This is a genomic window from Paenibacillus dendrobii (genome assembly GCF_009807035.1).
Lineage (GTDB): Bacteria > Bacillota > Bacilli > Paenibacillales > Paenibacillaceae > Paenibacillus_AQ > Paenibacillus_AQ dendrobii.
Genome location: NZ_WUBI01000006.1, coordinates 312767 through 330198, shown reverse-complemented (window position 1 = coordinate 330198; position 17432 = coordinate 312767). Strand labels below are relative to the sequence as shown.

The window sequence follows — 17432 nt, the reverse complement described above, 5'->3', positions numbered from 1 at the left end:
TCAAGTCCGCTCGACTTGCATGTATTAGGCACGCCGCCAGCGTTCGTCCTGAGCCAGGATCAAACTCTCCAAGAAAGTTTGTAGCTCATTTTGAAACTGACGAGATATAATGAATTTTTGAATGAGGCAAACCCCAATCAAAAATTCATTACTTAAAATCTCATTTGTGCTCCACAGTTCGGGGACCGAACTGCTTTGCGTTTCGACTTCATCACTGAAGTCTGTATCTCACTCGTTGTTCAGTTTTCAAAGATCAAATTCCTCTCGTTTCCGCTTCAACATTTTGTTTCAGCAGCAACTCTTATATAATACCATGTTCTTTCGAGCTTTGCAAGAACTTTTTTTCAAATTCTTTTTTTCGAAGCTCTTCTTCAATCTCATTTCCGATCGATGTTCGTCGGCCGGATTTATAATGTACCACGATTAAAACATATTCGCAAGCGACAAAATTTTACAATTAGCAATTATTTCTTTTGAGCGAGAAGAAAGCCTGGGCTTGAGTGCTCTGCCCAGGCTTAAACTAAATTTTCTTCTATATATTGAGGTATCGCAGAGTACGCATGCTTGTTTCCCAGTAGCAATCACATTGAGATCGCATCGGTATCATACATTAGATGCATCCGAAAGGACCGCTACTCCCTAGCCAGCAATACTTAAATCCAGATCAGTTCTGTTCGCCGACAACGGTAAAGCGCTCATTGACATGTTTCGGGTTCTCGATTTCATCCATAACAGCAATTGCATAATCGGGATAACTGATGTAGCTTTCTCCCTTGGAGTTCGTCAGCAGATGGTCTTTCCCTGCCTTGTAGCTTCCAGTTCTTTTGCCTTCATGGTCAAAAAATGCGGAAGGGCTGAGGAATGTCCATGTGATTCCTTCGGACTGCTGCAGGTCCTCAAGGTTTTTACCTTGGTTGGAGGCTGTAGGATAATAGATGGCTGGAAAATCAGGCGTATCCATGACCTTCAGCGTTTTGGCTTCGTCCGCAAACAAGCTGCCTGCTCCGCCAACAACGAATAACTTCGTATTAGGAGCTCCCTTTAATGCTTGAATGAGCGTTCTGCCCGCTTCCACATGTAAGTGCTCGCTGCCGGGAGGCGCTTGAAAAGCATTAACAACCACATCATATGGTTTCAGATCCTCGGAAGTCAGATTAAAAAGATCCTTCTCTACGACCTTAGAATGCTCTCCTTGCAATTTACCTGCGTTTCTGACGATGGCTGTGACTTCATGCCCGCGTTTCACTGCCTCTTGGTAGATCAGGCTCCCTGCCTTGCCGCTTGCGCCGATAACTGCAATTTTCATAATATTTTTCCTCCCATATGTTCAGTTCAGATTCGGGAACATACCTCTTCCCCGTAAACCTGTAATATATTTGATTACCTGTAACCATGATAGATACATCTATTTGTTTTGTCAACCATTGTCATGCATATTGACTTGTAACAATAGTATGGTCATGCTATAAATGAATATATTCGTATAGGAAGAAAGAAGGGATGTCGCGTGTCCATCAGCAGCAGATTTTCTGTCGCGATACACATTTTGTGCCTGCTGGCGATTAACAAGGAGAAAGCTACTAACACCTCTGAATACCTTGCCGGCAGCGTCAATACCAATCCCGTCGTCATTCGAAAAGTCATGAGTATGCTAAAAGGCGCAGGGCTCGTCCATGTACGTGCCGGAGTTGCCGGGGCTGAGCTTGCCAAACCGCTTGCAGAAATTACGTTGCTGGATGTCTATAAAGCCGTTAACGTGGTGGCCGAAAACGATTTGTTCAGCTCGCATGAGCATCCCAATCCGGAATGCATCGTTGGCAGAAATATTCAGCAATCGCTCACCAAGCAATTTTCCGCCGCTCAAAAGGCCATGGAACATTCGCTGGAGATCGTTACTCTCGCTGAGGTCGTTCAAGATATTCTCGAATCCGATAACGTTTAAGTTTTGGCCATAGATGCAAACAGCAAAAAGCCGACTGCCTAGCAGCCGGCTTTTTGCATATTAACACCCTTTATTATGCCACATCATTATGCATCACCAAGAGCGAATCCTACCGGGTACAAGCGCGGTACGCCGTAGGCGACAAGCCTGTATGGCCCTTAAACTGCCTGGAAAAATACGCAAGTTGCAAGCCGATCTGATCCGCGATATCCGAGATGGCCGCATCCGTATATGACAGCAGCCGCTTCGCCTCCTCCATCCGTTTGCGCTGGACGTAATGCATCGGCGTGACACCCATGATCTTTTTGAAATAGGGAATGAAGTAATTCGGATGCAAATGGACGATTTCCGCCAACAGCTCGATTTCCATCGGTTCATGCAGGTGTTTGTGGATATAAGCCAGCACATCCCCTAGTTTGCTCGATTCCGTCTGCCGAATGAAATCCTTCCAAAAATCCGTATACTCTCCATCTTCCAGACAACTGGCAAGCATCGTCAGCAGGCAAGCCTGGGTACGCAGCACGGAAAAAGGGCCTCCAGCATGAAACTGCTCCACAAGCTCGGTAAAGGTGCGTTCAATGAAACCGGGGTCCCGGGCATCGCAAATATACAATTGACTGTCGGCCGAAAATAAAGGCCATTCCCCTACCTGCGCATCAAAATGACAGAAGTAACGCGAATAAGGGTCTTCCTGATTCGTTAGGGCCATCTGGCTCGTGCCCGCAGGCATGATCATCATCTGATTGGGCTTCGGTTCATAGGTAACGCCGTTCAGAACCACCGATCCGCTGCCTTCCGCAATAAAATAGAAGCGGTGAAACGACGGAGCAATTTCCGTGCGGTTCCATCCGGGGAAACCCTCCCTGTATTGGGCGTAGCTGATGTTCACCGTCAAGCTTTCCGGCAGCCGTCCGGTCATATCGAGTGATTGCTCCATTTCATCGCCTCCCTCATCTAAGACTTATTGTAGCACTGCAATTTATCGAAAACACCTTAATTTTGTGCAAAAGCCTCTTAATCTAAGTCATTCTCACACGTTTCGTTTCAGGCTAAGCTTATGGAGAATAGCAGATATGAGAGGTGGAATTCCGACATGGAAAAAGTACGCTTTGGCATTATCGGAATAGGAAATATGGGCTCGACGCACGCTCAGAGTCTCAGCGGGGACATTCAGGGGGCCGAGCTGACAGCGATTTGCGATACCAATCCGCAGCGGCTGCAATGGGCCAAAGACAATTTGCCCGAATCTGTGCAGCTTTTTGATACACCGGAAGCTTTCTGGGCTTCCAGGGCGATGGACACGGTCCTGATTGCCACACCGCATTACGATCATCCGGGCATGGCGATCCAGGCGTTTGAAAACGGTTACCATGTGCTTGTGGAAAAGCCTGCGGGCGTATTTACCAAGGCCGTCCGCGAAATGAACGAGGCTGCCGCCAAATCCGGCAAGCAGTTCGGCATCATGTATAACCAGCGCACGAACCCGCTATATGCGAAGCTGCGCGATCTCATCCAATCCGGTGAGCTCGGAACCGTCAGAAGAACGAATTGGATCATCACGAACTGGTACCGCTCCCAGAGCTACTATAATTCGGGCGGCTGGCGCGCGACATGGGCCGGCGAGGGCGGCGGCGTCCTGCTGAATCAGGACCCGCACCAGCTGGATCTTTGGCAGTGGACAACCGGCATGATGCCAAAACGGGTGCGGGCATTCTGCCAATTCGGCAAGTACCGGAATATTGAAGTCGAAGACGACGTGACGGCTTATGTAGAATACGAGAACGGCGCCACAGGCGTATTCGTAACGACGGTCGGCGAAAGCCCGGGAACGAACCGTTACGAAATCAGCGGTGACAACGGCAAAATCGTCATCGAAGACGGTAAGCTGACCTTCTGGCGCCTGCGCGTGCCTGAGCCGCAGTTCAACCGCGAATATACGGGCGGCTTCGGGCAGCCGGAATGCTGGACATGTGACATCCCGGTGCCAGGGGGAGGCGGACCGCAGCACAAAGGGATTCTGCAGAACTTTACGAATGCCCTTCTCCACGGTGAAAAGCTGCTTGCTCCCGGCGAAGAAGGCATTCACGGCCTGACGATCTCCAATGCCATGCATCTGTCCGCTTGGACCGATAATTGGGTGGATCTGCCCCTGGATGAGGAGCTTTTCTATGAGAAACTACAGGAAAGAATACGGAATTCCACATTCCACAAAGAACAATCCGCAGCTGCCGTTTTAAATGTAAAAGGAACCCACTAATCCCAAGGAGGCTATTATACAATGAAACTTTCCGTATTTACCGTGGTAACTCCGGACCTGACCCCGGAAGAACTGGTGAAATCAGCCAAAGAAGCCGGCCTGGATGGCGTCGAATGGAGATTCAAGGAGGTTCCGGCGAGCGTTGCAGCAGATAAGCCTTCTTTCTGGGGAAAAAACATATGCTCTATCGATCCTTCCCTTTCCGAACCTGAGATGCTCAAATTCAAGCAAATCACAGAAGGTGCAGGGCTTGAAGTCGTCAGCGTGACTCCTTATTTGAATGATCTGAATCTGGATGCCACCGAGCATGTTTTCCATACAGCCCGCCTGCTGGGAGCCAAAATGATCCGCGTTGGCGCTTCACCCTATGATGGCACGCAGTCTTATCCCGAGCTGTATGAGTCCACTGTTCGTTATCTAAAAGAAGCCGAGCGGCTGGCTAAACAATACGGCGTGAAAGGGATCGTGGAGACACATCACAGAACCATCGCGCCAAGCGCAAGCCTGGCTCACCGGCTGGTCAGCCACTGCGATCCGGATCATATCGGCGTGCTGTTCGATCCCGGAAACATGGTGCATGAAGGTTACGAGCATTTCCGCATGGGGATGCAGCTGCTCGGTCCGTATCTCGCGCATGTGCACGTCAAAAATGCCCGCTGGGTTGCGGATGGCCGGCGCGAAGACGGAACGGCAAACTGGCGCTCGGAATGGGCTCCGATGCGGGAAGGCATCGTCAATTTCACAAACCTGCTGCAGGATCTGAAAAGCGTTGGTTACGATGGATACCTTGGCATCGAGGACTTCAGCGAACAATTCACTTCAAGTGAGCTATTGAAGGAGTTCGCCTTGCTGATCCGCGAAGGGATGCAGAGCTTATGAGCCAATCCAAACATGACGGAATGAACTATGCGCCGCAGGGCAAACCGAATCATGTCGTAAATCCCGGCGAATTCGTCTTTGCAGCAGCAGCACTGGACCATGGCCATATCCAAGGCATGTGCAAAGGATTAACCGAAGCCGGGGCCGTACTCAAATGGGTGTACGATCCCGATCACGCCAAGGCTGAGGCCATGGCTTCCAAATTCCCGGGTGCGACCGCGGCAGACAGCCTGGAACAAATTCTGGAAGATACGGATGTTCGGCTAGTTGCAGCTGCAGCCGTTCCTTCCGAGCGGTGCGCGCTCGGCCTGCGGGTCATGGATGCGGGCAAAGATTATTTTACGGATAAAACGCCGTTTACCGCCATGGAGCAGCTGGAAGCCGCGCGCGCCAAGGTACGGGAAACAGGCCGCAAGTACATGGTGTACTTCAGCGAGCGGCTTCACGTGGAATCTGCGGTATATGCCGGACATCTGATCCGAGAAGGCGCCATCGGACGCGTACTGCAGGTAACCGGGTTCGGACCCCACCGCCTGAGCGCTTCTACCCGTCCGGACTGGTTTTTCCAAAAGGAGAAATACGGCGGCATTCTGTGCGATATCGGCAGCCATCAGATCGAGCAGTTCCTGTACTATACAGGCAGCAAGGACGCTCAGGTGCTCCACAGCAAAATCGCCAACTACAATCATCCGGAGTACCCGGAACTTGAGGATTACGGAGATGCAACGCTGGTAGGCGATACCGGCGCTTCCCAGTATTTCCGCGTGGACTGGTTTACGCCGGATGGGCTTGGAACATGGGGCGATGGCAGAACGTTCATCCTCGGAACGGAAGGGTACATCGAGCTCCGGAAATACATCGACGTGGCCCGAGAACAAGACGGCGACCATGTCTACTTGGTCAATAAAGACGGTGAGCAGCATTTTGCCGTTCACGGACAGGTCGGCTATCCGTTTTTTGGCGAGCTGATTCTCGATTGCCTTCACCGTACTGAGCATGCCATGACGCAGGAGCATGCCTTCAAAGCCGCCGAGCTGTGCCTGAAAGCTCAGGAAATGGCTCTTCGCATCTCTTAAGCCATGGCTTTGTACGAATCCATTTAATGACAGGACGGGATCCCATGAATAACATAGGAGCAGCCATCATCGGCTGCGGTTCCATTTTCCCGCTCCACGCGGACGCGGTCATGGAACTGGAAAACGCGGAGCTTCGCATCGTTGTCGATACGGACCCGGAAAAAGCACAAATGGCGGCAAATCGGTACGGCTGCGAGGCCGCTTCCGATTACCGCAGCCTGCTTAGCCGAGATGATATTCAGATCGTTCATCTGTGCACTCCGCATCATGAACACGCCCAAATGGCTATCGAACTTCTGGCAGCCGGAAAGCATGTCCTGACCGAGAAGCCGATGGCCGAGAACATCGCATCGGCCAAGGCGCTGCTGGAAGCAGCCAGCAACAGTAACTCGCAGCTAGGCATCACCTTTCAAAACCGCTATAATGCAGCCTCACAAATGATTCATGAATATATCGGCTCCGGCGGGCTGGGTAAGCTCATCTGCATGAAGGGCATTGTCACCTGGCACCGCGACCAGGCCTACTATGGAAGTGCCGCATGGAGGGGCAGATGGACTACGGAGGGCGGAGGCGTGCTGATCAATCAGACTCTGCACACCCTTGATCTGCTGCAATGGTTTGGCGGGTCGGTTATCTCGGTCAAAGGCAGCGTGACGACAGACGCACTGGAAGAAACCATCGAGGTTGATGATACCGCGCACGCCTGCATCGACTTTGCCAGCGGTGCAAGGGCGTTATTTTACGGAACGAATGCCTACGGTACCGATTCTCCGGTCGAACTTGAAATCGTGTTTGAGCATGGAGTTCTGCTACAGCGCCGGGATACGCTTTATCTCTGGAAAGACGGACAGGAAACCATGCTGTGTGAGCCGCCAAGCACCCGTAGCGGGGGCAAATCCTACTGGGGAACGAGCCACCGTAAGCTGATTGCCGACTTTTACGCGCATGTACGGGAGGATCGTCCTTTTTGGATCGGTGCGGAAGAAGGGATCAAGGCGCTGCAGCTGATCGACGATTTATATGAATATACCCGGAGCCGTAAAGGACTACGGTTTCCTCCTGCATAGTACCAGCCTTCTGCACTCTAAATTAAAAAGCTCACGCACGGAGTAGCGTTCTGCCTCAAAAGGTATGTGGCGCTGCTATCCGTGTATGAGCTTTTATTTGTATACTCGTTAATCGTTCGTGTATTGCGATGTTGAAATCACTTCTTCACCGCTATGGAGAACACAACCGTTTGCTGCGCGTTGTCTACCAGAGCATTGACGGTGTACCCGCCGACATTGGCTTGCTTGGAAGCGAGTGGGCGTCCTGCCTCCACTTCCGTGCAGATAGAATCAAACCAGCGGTGGAATGCGATCGCATCATAGGCGAACAGCTGATTCGTGAACAATTCGATCGATTCCTTGTTGCGTGCCAACGTGCCCTCGCGAAGGCGGACAGTGATCCCGTAGGTATTAAACGTAGGGTCCAGCCAGATCGCGGCCTCTTCCTGAGGCACGCTCGTACCCGCTCCTACATTGCCGATTCCCGTGCTTTGCTGGACGGCCTTCTTCTCCTTCTCGTCCTTGTACAGCCGCAGCGTCGTTTCCAGCATGTCATAGTTGGTGCCGCGCAGCTTGCCCGCTTGGATCAACGTTTCGTAAGCATCCCACATTTGTTTGTCAGGGAATGCAACGATCTTTTGCCCTCCGCCTGCCGTCGGCACAAGCCGCTGCAGCTTATCGGACTCAGGCTTGATCGGAATGCGCTTCGTCTTGTCGGCTAACCGGTTCAGAATCACCAACGACTCTGCACGGGTGACATAGCGTCCTACGCCAAAGCTTCCATCCGGGTACCCCTGCATCACTCCTTTGATCAGGGATTCCGCAATGAATTTTTGTTCCCGGTCGTTCGCGCTCGTCAAATCGCCGTAAGACTGTGCCACCGAACGGCTGAACTGCTCATCCTCCAAGAATTCCGTTTCCTGAAGCGTATAAAAAATAATCTCCGCCACATTTTCCCGGGTCATGTCCGCCTGGAAATCGCCGAAGCGGTTCTTGCTCAAAAAGTTGAGGTCGCTGGCCACGTCTATGTATGGTTTCGCCCAATATCCGGTCATGGCAGGCTTAAAATTAAAATAGCGGTAATCCTGCTTCAGGATCGTCCGGTTTTCTTCGGAAAGCATGTCCAGAAACGATCCTTTCCAGCTCCGTTCCTGATTCGGGTGCAGATCGCTGAAGGATAAAATCAGCATTTTAATAAATTGGTCCACCTTGACCGGTTCATTCGGCTTGAAGCTGCCGTCTGGGTAGCCGTCCAAAATTCCCTGCCGCACCATTTCATTAATCTGATCCAAGGCCCAATGTCCCTTGATGTCCTTAAATGCTGCTTGCGGGTTCCCCGACACCGCAGCCGCCGCTTCCACCTGCCGTCCTCCGGTCAAGCCCGCTCCATCCATTAGTCCTGTCAAAATCAAAGCGGAAAGCAGGATACGGATCGGTAAAGTCATCTTCTTTCTACCTATCTGATCATTCATTGCTAGGCCTCCTGCATTAGAAAATCTTCCATTCGCTTCAAGCAAGTTAGTCACCATTCGTCACTATTATTCAGAAAACCACAATTGTCCTGCCTTGTGAATAGGCCAAACGGGTACGGAGATCCTCCCTAATAACCAGGAAACCGAGACTAAGCCGCTTTAACTATAAGCATCTTTTGTACATCCGGGAAATAGGCTCTCAGGCTATGGAATGCAGCACTTTATGACTAATCTTCAGCCCCTGCTCCAGTTGATTAGAAAATATTGCTACATGCTGTATTGAAGAAATTAACATTTCGATACAGATAAGACTGGAAGACGAAGGAGCGAATGGTGAAAAACGCAAAAATCGCCAGTGCCCGAAGCACCAGCGATTGGATCAGAAAGGAAAATAATACAGGAACATACTCCTGTTTTTAGGCATAAATCTCGTTAAATGCAGCTTCTACCTGAGATAAAATGTCATCCCAATCGGCGTCCGGTGTTTTACTGATCGTAACGAAATCCTTAATTCCAAAAATGTTGTCAACACCTTCAATGCGAAGCAAGGCGCTTGCAAGCGGATGATCCGTCGATTCGCCGCTTTTCAGGGAAGTGCTTTTCGGACCTTCGAAAAGAACGGTATTCGTGTTAATTTTAACGGAATTCGGATTGGGTGTGGCTTGTACATTATATTGAACTGTCATGGTATCACTCCTTGTTTTTGGTGATTATACCATGAGGGACCCTGAGTTACGAAATTATTCCTGAACAAAATATCTCAGACCATTGCACCATTCCATTCAAATGTAAACGGTTCCGTTAAATACCCGACATAAATATCCAGTATTTCCTCCCCGCCCCAATGATGTTCACTTGCTTTAAAGGAAGCCGCTAAACTACAATGAAGGAAGAGTAAAACATGGAAACGGGGTGAAGCTGTGGGCGGTTTTCATTTTGATTTTGGGGATGACGACGCGAAATATATCGTCTCCGGAGATTCCATCTCCAAAGGGGTCGTGTATGATGAAGTTCGAAAAAGGTACGTGATTCTGGAAGACAACTATGTCTCTCTTCTTCAAAGCAAGCTAAAGGGCGCGGTACGCAATACAGCAAGGTTCGGCAATACGCTGCTAAAGGGAATCGGCAATTTGAAAAAGGATGTTCTAAAGGAAAAGCCTAACATTGTGCTGATCGAGTACGGCGGTAATGATTGCGACTTTAACTGGAACGAGATCGCAACGGATCCCGATGCAGAGCATCATCCGAAAACGGATTTTAATACATTCGAATCGATGCTTATCAAGACGGTGAATGAACTGAAGAGCCAGCAGATTATTCCGATCCTCATGAGCCTTCCCCCGCTGAATGCGGACAAGTATTTCAAATGGGTCAGTCAGAACAATCCGGAAGCGGAAAGAAATATCATGAAATGGCTCGGCAGCGTCACGAAAATCTATTGGTGGCAGGAACGTTACAATTCGACCATTCTGAAGGTTTCCGAATTGACGAAGACCAAATACATCGACGTGCGTGGCGCCTTTCTGGCGCATCCCGATTTCACGAAATTCCTCTGCTCCGACGGCATTCATCCGAATCAGGAAGGGCACCGAATTATTTACGACAAGGTCGTGGAATTCGTCAAAACGAATTACAGGCATTTGCTGCGGGACGGCGGGTCGAATATCGCTTACGAATCGTGATGACCTCCCAGCAATGCGATTTCCGTCCTTACTATTCATCAAAAATATATGCGAAAAAGGCAGCCTGAGCAGGCTGCCTTTTGGTTGTACCCGATATCATACTTCCAGCAGCGGCCGCACCGGCCGGATCTGCCAAATGTCGGCGGCGTAACGGTTAATCGTGCAGTCACTCGAGAAGTATCCCGCGTGAGCAATGTTAGCGATCGATTTGGAGGCCCAAGACTGCGAATTCAGGAATGCCTGCTCAACGGCCACCTGGGTTTTCGCATAATCGGCAAAATCGCGAAGAACAAAAAACTCGTCGTTATGGTCCAGGATGGACTGATAGATCATTCCGAATTCCTGTTCATGGCAGCAGAACGGACCTGGCGATACCAGCTGGTCCATGACCCGTTTGATCCTCGCATCCGCGTTATATACCTCTCTGGCTAAGTATCCTCCGAATTTATAGTAGTTCGTCACCTCTTCCGAACGTAAGCCGAAGAGAAACATGTTGTCATCCCCAAGCATTTCATGCATCTCCACGTTGGCACCGTCCAGCGTGCCGATGGTCAAGGCACCATTCATCATGAACTTCATGTTACCGGTGCCTGAAGCCTCTTTTCCGGCCGTGGAAATCTGTTCGCTCACATTCGCTGCCGGGATAATCTTCTCCGCAAGCGACACCGAATAGTTCTCCAGAAAAAGCACCTTCAACTTGCCGTTTATCTGCGGATCGTGATTCACGACATCCGCTACCACGTTAATCAGCTTGATGATGCTTTTGGCCAGATAATATCCTGGTGCTGCCTTGGCCCCAAATATAAATGTGCGCGGCACACGGTCTGCTGACGGTTGATCCTTGATTTCATTGTATAAATGCATGACATGCAAGATGTTCATCAGTTGTCTTTTGTAGCCGTGAAGCCGCTTCACCTGCACATCAAAGATCGATGCCGGATCGACCGCGATGCCCTGCTTCTGCTGAATGTAAGCAGCCAGGCGCAGCTTGTTGCCGCGCTTGATCTCCATGATTCGCTCCTGAAAAGACGGATCATCCTTGAACGATTCCAGCCGGAGCAGCTGATGGGGATGTCTGATCCAATCCGTGCCGATGCTGTCGCTGATTAATTGGCTGAGCTTCGGATTGGCATGCATGAGCCAGCGGCGGTGGGTGATACCGTTGGTTTTATTGTTGAAACGTTCCGGGTATAGCTCGTAAAACGGCTTCATGACGTCATTTTTCAGCAATTCCGTATGCAGCTGGGCGACACCGTTGACGCTATAGCTGCCGATAATCGCCAAATGTGCCATTTTGACCTGATCTCCTTCGATCATGGCCATCCGTGAAACCAAGTCCTGCCGCTGCGGAAAACGTTCCAGAAGCATGCCGCAGAAGCGCTTATTGATCTCTTCGATGATCATGTACACCCGCGGCAAAAGCTCGCGAACCATAGGAACCGGCCACTTCTCCAAGGCTTCGCTCAGCAGCGTATGATTGGTATATGAAACCGTGCGGGTCGTAACGTCCCAAGCTTCGTCCCAACCGAATCCTTTTTCGTCAATCAGAATGCGCATCAGCTCCGGAATGACCAGCGTCGGATGTGTATCATTAATATGAACAGCCACCTTATGGGGAAGTTCATGGTAAGAAAGCCCTAGCTTCTCAAAAGTTCTCAGCACGCTCTGAAGTCCTGCCGAGCATAAGAAGTACTGCTGTTTTAAGCGGAGAAGCTTGCCTTCGTATCCTGAATCGTCCGGGTACAGGAATTCGGAGATCGATTCGACCGAGCGGTTGTAGTCCAGAAATTGATGGTAGCTGCGCTGGCCTTCCATTCGCATTTTTGCCGGGTCCATCGCCGATTCCGCGCTCCAGAGCCTGAGGGTATTGACGTGAAGATCGCCATACCCGATGATCGGTACATCATAAGGCACGGCCCAAACCCTCTCATAATCCACAGTATGAAAAACCGTGCGGCCATCCTCTTCCGAAATCTCTACCCGGCCCCAAAAACGAACCTCGATCCGCTTATCCGCACGGCGTTCTTCCCACACGTTCCCCTTTTGCAGCCAGTCATCGGGCAGCTCGACCTGATGGCCGTCAATGATTTTCTGCTCGAACAGACCATACTTATACCGGATGCCGCATCCATGACCTGCATACCCAAGGGAAGCGAGAGAATCCATGAAACAAGCGGCAAGGCGCCCAAGTCCCCCGTTTCCAAGCCCCGCATCCGGCTCCTGTTCCTCGATCTCCTCCAGATTCCAGCCCAAATCCCGTAGTCCATCCCGGACGGTCGTAAGCATGCCGAGATTCAACAGATTGTTCCCGAGCAGCCTTCCAATCAAAAATTCCATCGAGAAATAATATACCTGCTTCTCCCCCTGCGTTTTATAGGCTTGATTGGTTTCTGCCCATTCCCGCCCGATAACTTCACGAATCAGCGTTCCCAGTATTTTATAGATATCTGCCGGCGTGGCCTCATCCATGTTTTTACCCAACCGGCTGACCAACTGTTCCTTGAATGCCGTTTTGAATAATTCCTTGTTGTTAAACAAAAGAAGCTTCCTCCTGACGTTCATCAAAATTAAATCGCCGTGTCCTTCGCGACCACAAATGGCTTTCTTACGTCCCCTTGAAGCTTGCGGCCCCGGGATATGACGACGTCCTTGTCGAGAATGACGTTTTCCAGCACCACATTCTCTTCAATAATGCACTTCTGCATAATAATGGAGTTGTGGATCCGGGCGCCTTCCTTCACCTGAACACCGCGGAATAAAATGCTGCTGTCGACCGTTCCGCCGATCTGGCAGCCGTTCGCGACCAAGGAATTGGTAACGTCCGCAGTCTCCAGGTATTTGGCCGGAACTTCGTATTTGATCTTCGTGTGAACCGGCTGTTCCCGGAACAATGAATTGTATTTCTCCGGCTGAAGCAGATCCAGACTGTTGCGGTAATAGCTTTCGAGCGAGTTAATGACCGCATGGTATCCCTTGTATTCGTAACCGGAAATATTGAGCCTCCGTCTGTTTTTCAGAATGGCATCCCGGAAGAAATGGCTTTCGCCATGGGCGATGCACTGTTTGACGAGCTGGAGAAACAGCTTTTTCTTCATGATGAACATTTCCATATAGATATTGGCATGGTCCCGCTCATGATGAATGTCGGTCACCCGCCCGTTCTCGCCCACGTCAAGCCGGGTGCAGGGATGGTGCTCCGGACGAAGCTGGTTTACCTTCGTATAGATCAGGGTCACGTCGGCTTCCTGGGACAAATGATAATCATACGCCTCGCAAAAATCGACGTTGCTTAAATGCTGGCTCCCCGAATAGACGACGTATTGAGCGGAGCCCCGTTCGAAAAAGTCCTGATTGTTATGAATATGCTGAAGCTCGCCGGTGGAAACATCGGACGGGTCATTCCAATCGGGAGGGAGAATGAACAGCCCGCCGCGTTTACGGTCCAGATCCCAGGGACGCCCTTCGCCTAAATGGTCCAAGAGAGAACGGTATTTGCGCCGGACGAACAGTGCGATATCCGGCACGCCGGCATGCATCATATTGGACATCACAAAGTCGATCAGCCGGTAACGTCCGGCAAAAGGCACGGCCGCGCCACACCGGAAATACGTCAGCTCATTCAACAAATCGAGCTCATGATCCAGATTAATAACACCCATGAGTTGCTTCATGAAACACACCGTCCTTTTCATTGGTTCGATGATTGCAAGGAATTTGCATAATCCTCAAAGCGGAGCTTGGGATGAGGCATAGTTATGATTTGGAGCCGTTTCATCATCATGGGTAATCAATAATATTTCGCTCTCCGAGCCTAGACCCTCGCCGATGACCGTACCGTCTTCGATCACCATGCTCTCGGATATAATCGCGCGGTGAATGCGCACATTTCTGCCGATCCTTACCTGCGGCATAATCACGGAATCCGTGATCACGCTTCCTTCCCCGACCTCAACGCCATAAAAAAGAACCGAGTGATTTACCTCGCCGTAGACGGAGCAGCCCTCGTTGATCATGCAATTCCGCACTTTTGCCCCAGGAGCGATATACTCTGCTGGCTGGTTCGGATTTCGCGTGTAGATCCGCCAGTTCGGATCATTCAGATTCAATTCCGAGTGCTCCGACAACAGATCCATGTTCGCTTCCCAAAGACTCGTGATCGTGCCCACATCCTTCCAATAGCCTTGAAAAGGATAGGCATAAAGCGTCTTTTCCTCGGTCAGCATGAGCGGGATGATGTCTTTGCCAAAGTCGTGGCTTGTGCGGGGATCGTCCACGTTCTGCAGCAGATATTTCTTGAGCACGTCCCACTTGAACAAATACACGCCCATGGATGCCAAAGTGCTCTTCGGTTTGACCGGCTTCTCTTCAAACTCATAGATGCGAAGCTCATCGTCCGTATTCAATATCCCGAATCGAGTAGCTTCCTCTATGGTCACATCGATCACCGAAATGGTACAGTCGGCATCCTTCTCCTTGTGGTAATTCAGCATCCGGTCATAGTCCATCTTGTAGATATGGTCGCCGGACAGAATCAGCACGTGCTCAGGATCATACTGTTCAATAAATTTCAGGTTCCGGTAGATGGCGTCAGCCGTTCCCCTGTACCAGCTCGTTCCGTCCTCGCGTTCGTAAGGAGGCAGCACGTACACCCCTCCGCTTCGGCGGTCCATGTCCCAGTCGCTGCCGACGCCAATGTAGGAATGCAAAACAAGCGGCTCATATTGGGTCAGGACCCCCACCGTATCAATGCCTGAATTGGAACAGTTGCTTAAAGGAAAATCAATAATCCGGTATGTACCCCCAAAATACACGGCAGGCTTCGCCAAAGTCTTCGTTAATCCTTTAAGGCGTTTTCCCTGTCCTCCTGCCAGAAGCATGGCCACAACTTCTTTTCTCTTCATGGCTGATTCTCCTTTATTCGAATTAAGGAACTGGTTACAATCCTGAAGACACGAATACGCAGCACCAAAGTGACGAACCGGCGGCTCGCTTGCGATTCTTCCATTACGCCGGACCATACGGACAGCCATCCCTAGGCATTATTAAACGTGAAACCTGCTTGGTAATCTCATTGGGATTTCTCGGAATATTTTCTTGTATAGGGAATGAATATCGTGGTGTTTGTGACTATTTGCCGGGAGAAACTTATTAGGGAAGAGGAATCGTACATAAAAGAGAAATTCATTCATAGATGATAGGAGAAATCGGCCGCAGGCTGCGGCAGTTATTCTTGAGGTTTACAAATTGCGGTTGCCTTGAGGTGTCAGTAAGCGGAAAATCCAAATGCTGTTACTTTATTATATCTTATGAAATAGGGCTATAGAAGTATTTTACAAGCTTTCAAGCGCTGATGTGGGAAGTATTTATTAAGATATGCTGCAGCGAAAATAAAAGAGACTAAAGCGGGAGTGTGATATAAAAAAGGAGACCCGGCTACCCGGGCCTCCTTTTTATATATGGCATAACCATTAATCGCTATGTGGAACGGCAGCTCATGTTACTTCTGCTCCTGCAGCTCCGGCTGTGTTTTCTTCAAATACGCCCGCCAGGTAATGCACCACTGTTGCGGATCATCGAGTGACGATTCATCGTTGCGGTGGACAGTGCTGCTGTGCGGTGCAGACTTCACGATCTCAGGGTACGTGTAGGCTTCATGCGAAATATGCTCAAGCGCCTGGATATATTCGTCCAGATCCTCCTTGGAATAGGATTCGGTAGGTTCAAGCGTAAACGGCTGCGGCACAATATACGGATGATGAGAAGTCCAGTAATGAAGTCCAAAATCGCACATCCGGCGCGTAATATCCTCTGTCGTCACTCCCGTTTCGTCCGTGAGCTGTTTCCAGCTGTAGCGGACTTGTTCGAGACGCCGCCCTTTGATATACGGGGCGCTCGCGCCACGTATTTGCAGAATTTTATGATACAGGTAATTATTATTCAATACGGCAACCTGGGCGACATCCTTCAATCCTTCTGCCCCCAAGCTCATGATCCAGGCGTAAGAACGGAGCACAGTTTGGGCCACGCCGTGGAAGCTGCGGACCTTGCCGATACTGCCTTCACCTTGCTCGGTCAGCACATAACGCCCGTCCGCATCCAGATCCACCAGCGGTCCGGGCAGGAAAGGCTTCAACTCCTCCGTCACCCCAAGCGCACCCGTTGCCGGTCCTCCGCACATATGCGGTGCTGCAAAGGTCTTGTGAAGATTGAAGAAGCACATGTCGAAGCCCGCTTCCTTCGCCCGCGTAATCCCGAGCAGACCATTGGCGTTGGCTTGGTCATAATAGCAGACCCCGCCAGCAGCATGCACCACATCCGTAAATTCACGAATGCGATGGTTATAGATGCCCGTGTCCTCCGGATTGGCAACGACGAAGCCTGCCGTCCGTTCGGAGACTGCGTTCTTCAGCTTCTCCAGATCCGGGAACCCGTCTTCGTCCGGGTGCAGCGTAATGATCTTATACCCCTTCACTGCAGCGGTTGCTGCCTGGGAAGGATGCGAGAAGATGGTCGTGATGATCTCGTCACGCCGGGCTCCTTCACCGCGCGAATCATGGTAAGCGCGGACAATGGAAGCCATGGCGAGCAGCGCCTGAGTGCCGCTGCTTGGCTGGAACGAGAATGCATCCATGCCCGAAATCTCGCGCATCGCGAGATCAAGGTTGTGGAAAACCTCCAGCATTCCCTGCACGGAATCGATATCCTGAAGCGGATGAAGTTCAGTCATGCGCGGATTGCGAATGAGCATCTCATTGATCCGCGGAATGTATTTCATCGTACAGGTTCCTTGACCAATTTCGACGTTCATATCCGATCCCAGCGTCTCCTGGGACAATCTCAAGTAGTGCCGGAGTACCTTGGCCTGACCGATCTCCGGGAGCGCGGGAGCTGTGCTACGCTGCATGGAGGCAGGAATCAAGGATTCCATGCTGCCCACTTCGGCCGCTACGGCATCCTCGGTTCCCGGGGGAATCACACCCCGTTCTCCGGTCTGGTGCAGTTCGAAAATAACCGGCTCATCCCATTTGGCTTGATGGAACTGACGAACCTTATGATTTCTGATAATCCGTTTCATGAC

At 50.7% G+C, this 17432-nt stretch carries 14 protein-coding genes and 1 rRNA gene; 6 read left to right on the top strand and 9 right to left on the bottom strand.

Annotation, left to right across the window (positions count from 1 at the left end):
* Both GRF59_RS27260 and GRF59_RS27255 read right to left on the bottom strand, forming a co-directional pair.
* Window positions 1–75: ribosomal RNA gene (locus GRF59_RS27260) — 16S ribosomal RNA — on the bottom strand; the annotation flags it as partial.
* Window positions 76–664: 589 nt separating this feature from the next.
* Window positions 665–1306 (bottom strand): NAD(P)-dependent oxidoreductase, encoded by a 642-nt coding sequence (locus GRF59_RS27255; protein WP_160500864.1) that lies wholly within the window; start codon window positions 1304–1306, stop codon window positions 665–667.
* Window positions 1307–1507: 201 nt separating this feature from the next.
* Here GRF59_RS27255 and GRF59_RS27250 point away from each other — a divergent pair, with 201 nt between their 5' ends.
* Window positions 1508–1942 carry an Rrf2 family transcriptional regulator gene (locus GRF59_RS27250; protein WP_160500863.1) on the top strand — a complete coding sequence of 145 codons (435 nt, stop codon included), beginning with the start codon at window positions 1508–1510 and terminating at the stop codon, window positions 1940–1942.
* A 109-nt stretch (window positions 1943–2051) separates the two neighbouring features.
* Here the strand turns inward: GRF59_RS27250 and GRF59_RS27245 are convergent, their stop codons facing one another.
* Window positions 2052–2879: an AraC family transcriptional regulator gene (locus tag GRF59_RS27245; RefSeq protein WP_160500862.1), complete on the bottom strand. Its 828-nt coding sequence runs from the start codon at window positions 2877–2879 to the stop codon at window positions 2052–2054.
* A gap of 156 nt (window positions 2880–3035) precedes the next feature.
* On the opposite strand from GRF59_RS27245, the gene GRF59_RS27240 reads away from it, so the two are divergent.
* The 4 genes from GRF59_RS27240 to GRF59_RS27225 are packed head-to-tail and all read left to right on the top strand — an operon-like array spanning window position 3036 to window position 7221.
* Complete coding sequence (locus tag GRF59_RS27240) at window positions 3036–4199, top strand: Gfo/Idh/MocA family protein (protein ID WP_160500861.1); 1164 nt, start codon at window positions 3036–3038, stop codon at window positions 4197–4199.
* Between the two features lie 21 nt (window positions 4200–4220).
* A complete protein-coding gene (locus tag GRF59_RS27235) occupies window positions 4221–5078 on the top strand; it encodes a sugar phosphate isomerase/epimerase family protein (protein ID WP_160500860.1) in 858 nt (285 codons plus the stop codon).
* Window positions 5075–6154 (top strand): Gfo/Idh/MocA family protein, encoded by a 1080-nt coding sequence (locus GRF59_RS27230; protein WP_160500859.1) that lies wholly within the window; start codon window positions 5075–5077, stop codon window positions 6152–6154. Before GRF59_RS27235 ends, GRF59_RS27230 begins: the two co-directional genes overlap by 4 nt.
* A gap of 44 nt (window positions 6155–6198) precedes the next feature.
* Complete coding sequence (locus GRF59_RS27225) at window positions 6199–7221, top strand: Gfo/Idh/MocA family protein (protein ID WP_160500858.1); 1023 nt, start codon at window positions 6199–6201, stop codon at window positions 7219–7221.
* A 137-nt stretch (window positions 7222–7358) separates the two neighbouring features.
* Here the strand turns inward: GRF59_RS27225 and GRF59_RS27220 are convergent, their stop codons facing one another.
* Both GRF59_RS27220 and GRF59_RS27215 read right to left on the bottom strand, forming a co-directional pair.
* A complete protein-coding gene (locus GRF59_RS27220; protein ID WP_160500857.1) occupies window positions 7359–8672 on the bottom strand; it encodes an S-layer homology domain-containing protein in 1314 nt (437 codons plus the stop codon).
* 416 nt (window positions 8673–9088) lie between these two features.
* Entirely contained in the window at window positions 9089–9358 is a 270-nt protein-coding gene (locus GRF59_RS27215; RefSeq protein WP_160500856.1) for a NifU N-terminal domain-containing protein, read from the bottom strand.
* Window positions 9359–9592: 234 nt separating this feature from the next.
* Between GRF59_RS27215 and GRF59_RS27210 the strand changes: the two genes are divergently transcribed.
* Window positions 9593–10354, top strand: a complete 762-nt coding sequence (locus GRF59_RS27210; RefSeq protein WP_160500855.1) for a GDSL-type esterase/lipase family protein — start codon at window positions 9593–9595, stop codon at window positions 10352–10354.
* A gap of 96 nt (window positions 10355–10450) precedes the next feature.
* Here GRF59_RS27210 and GRF59_RS27205 read toward each other — a convergent pair whose 3' ends face one another.
* The 4 genes from GRF59_RS27205 to gcvPB form a co-directional block, all read right to left on the bottom strand.
* A complete protein-coding gene (locus GRF59_RS27205; RefSeq protein ID WP_160500854.1) occupies window positions 10451–12892 on the bottom strand; it encodes a glycogen/starch/alpha-glucan phosphorylase in 2442 nt (813 codons plus the stop codon).
* Between the two features lie 29 nt (window positions 12893–12921).
* Complete coding sequence (glgD, locus tag GRF59_RS27200; protein ID WP_160500853.1) at window positions 12922–14025, bottom strand: glucose-1-phosphate adenylyltransferase subunit GlgD; 1104 nt, start codon at window positions 14023–14025, stop codon at window positions 12922–12924.
* A gap of 54 nt (window positions 14026–14079) precedes the next feature.
* The gene (locus GRF59_RS27195) at window positions 14080–15255 is read right to left on the bottom strand and encodes a glucose-1-phosphate adenylyltransferase (protein ID WP_160500852.1); all 1176 of its coding nucleotides are present in this window, start codon (window positions 15253–15255) and stop codon (window positions 14080–14082) included.
* Window positions 15256–15851: 596 nt separating this feature from the next.
* On the bottom strand, window positions 15852–17429 hold the full coding sequence (gcvPB, locus tag GRF59_RS27190) for an aminomethyl-transferring glycine dehydrogenase subunit GcvPB (protein ID WP_160500851.1): 1578 nt from the start codon (window positions 17427–17429) through the stop codon (window positions 15852–15854).
* Window positions 17430–17432: the final 3 nt, after the last annotated feature.

Coding starts and splice junctions, on each gene's coding strand:
- GRF59_RS27235 (WP_160500860.1), top strand. CDS start 4,221: ATGAAACTTTCCGTATTTACCGTGGTAACTCCGGACCTGACCCCGGAA.
- gcvPB (WP_160500851.1), bottom strand. CDS start 17,429: ATGAAACGGATTATCAGAAATCATAAGGTTCGTCAGTTCCATCAAGCC.
- GRF59_RS27245 (WP_160500862.1), bottom strand. CDS start 2,879: ATGGAGCAATCACTCGATATGACCGGACGGCTGCCGGAAAGCTTGACG.
- GRF59_RS27230 (WP_160500859.1), top strand. CDS start 5,075: ATGAGCCAATCCAAACATGACGGAATGAACTATGCGCCGCAGGGCAAA.
- GRF59_RS27215 (WP_160500856.1), bottom strand. CDS start 9,358: ATGACAGTTCAATATAATGTACAAGCCACACCCAATCCGAATTCCGTT.
- GRF59_RS27225 (WP_160500858.1), top strand. CDS start 6,199: ATGAATAACATAGGAGCAGCCATCATCGGCTGCGGTTCCATTTTCCCG.
- GRF59_RS27240 (WP_160500861.1), top strand. CDS start 3,036: ATGGAAAAAGTACGCTTTGGCATTATCGGAATAGGAAATATGGGCTCG.
- glgD (WP_160500853.1), bottom strand. CDS start 14,025: ATGAAGCAACTCATGGGTGTTATTAATCTGGATCATGAGCTCGATTTG.
- GRF59_RS27255 (WP_160500864.1), bottom strand. CDS start 1,306: ATGAAAATTGCAGTTATCGGCGCAAGCGGCAAGGCAGGGAGCCTGATC.
- GRF59_RS27195 (WP_160500852.1), bottom strand. CDS start 15,255: ATGAAGAGAAAAGAAGTTGTGGCCATGCTTCTGGCAGGAGGACAGGGA.
- GRF59_RS27220 (WP_160500857.1), bottom strand. CDS start 8,672: ATGAATGATCAGATAGGTAGAAAGAAGATGACTTTACCGATCCGTATC.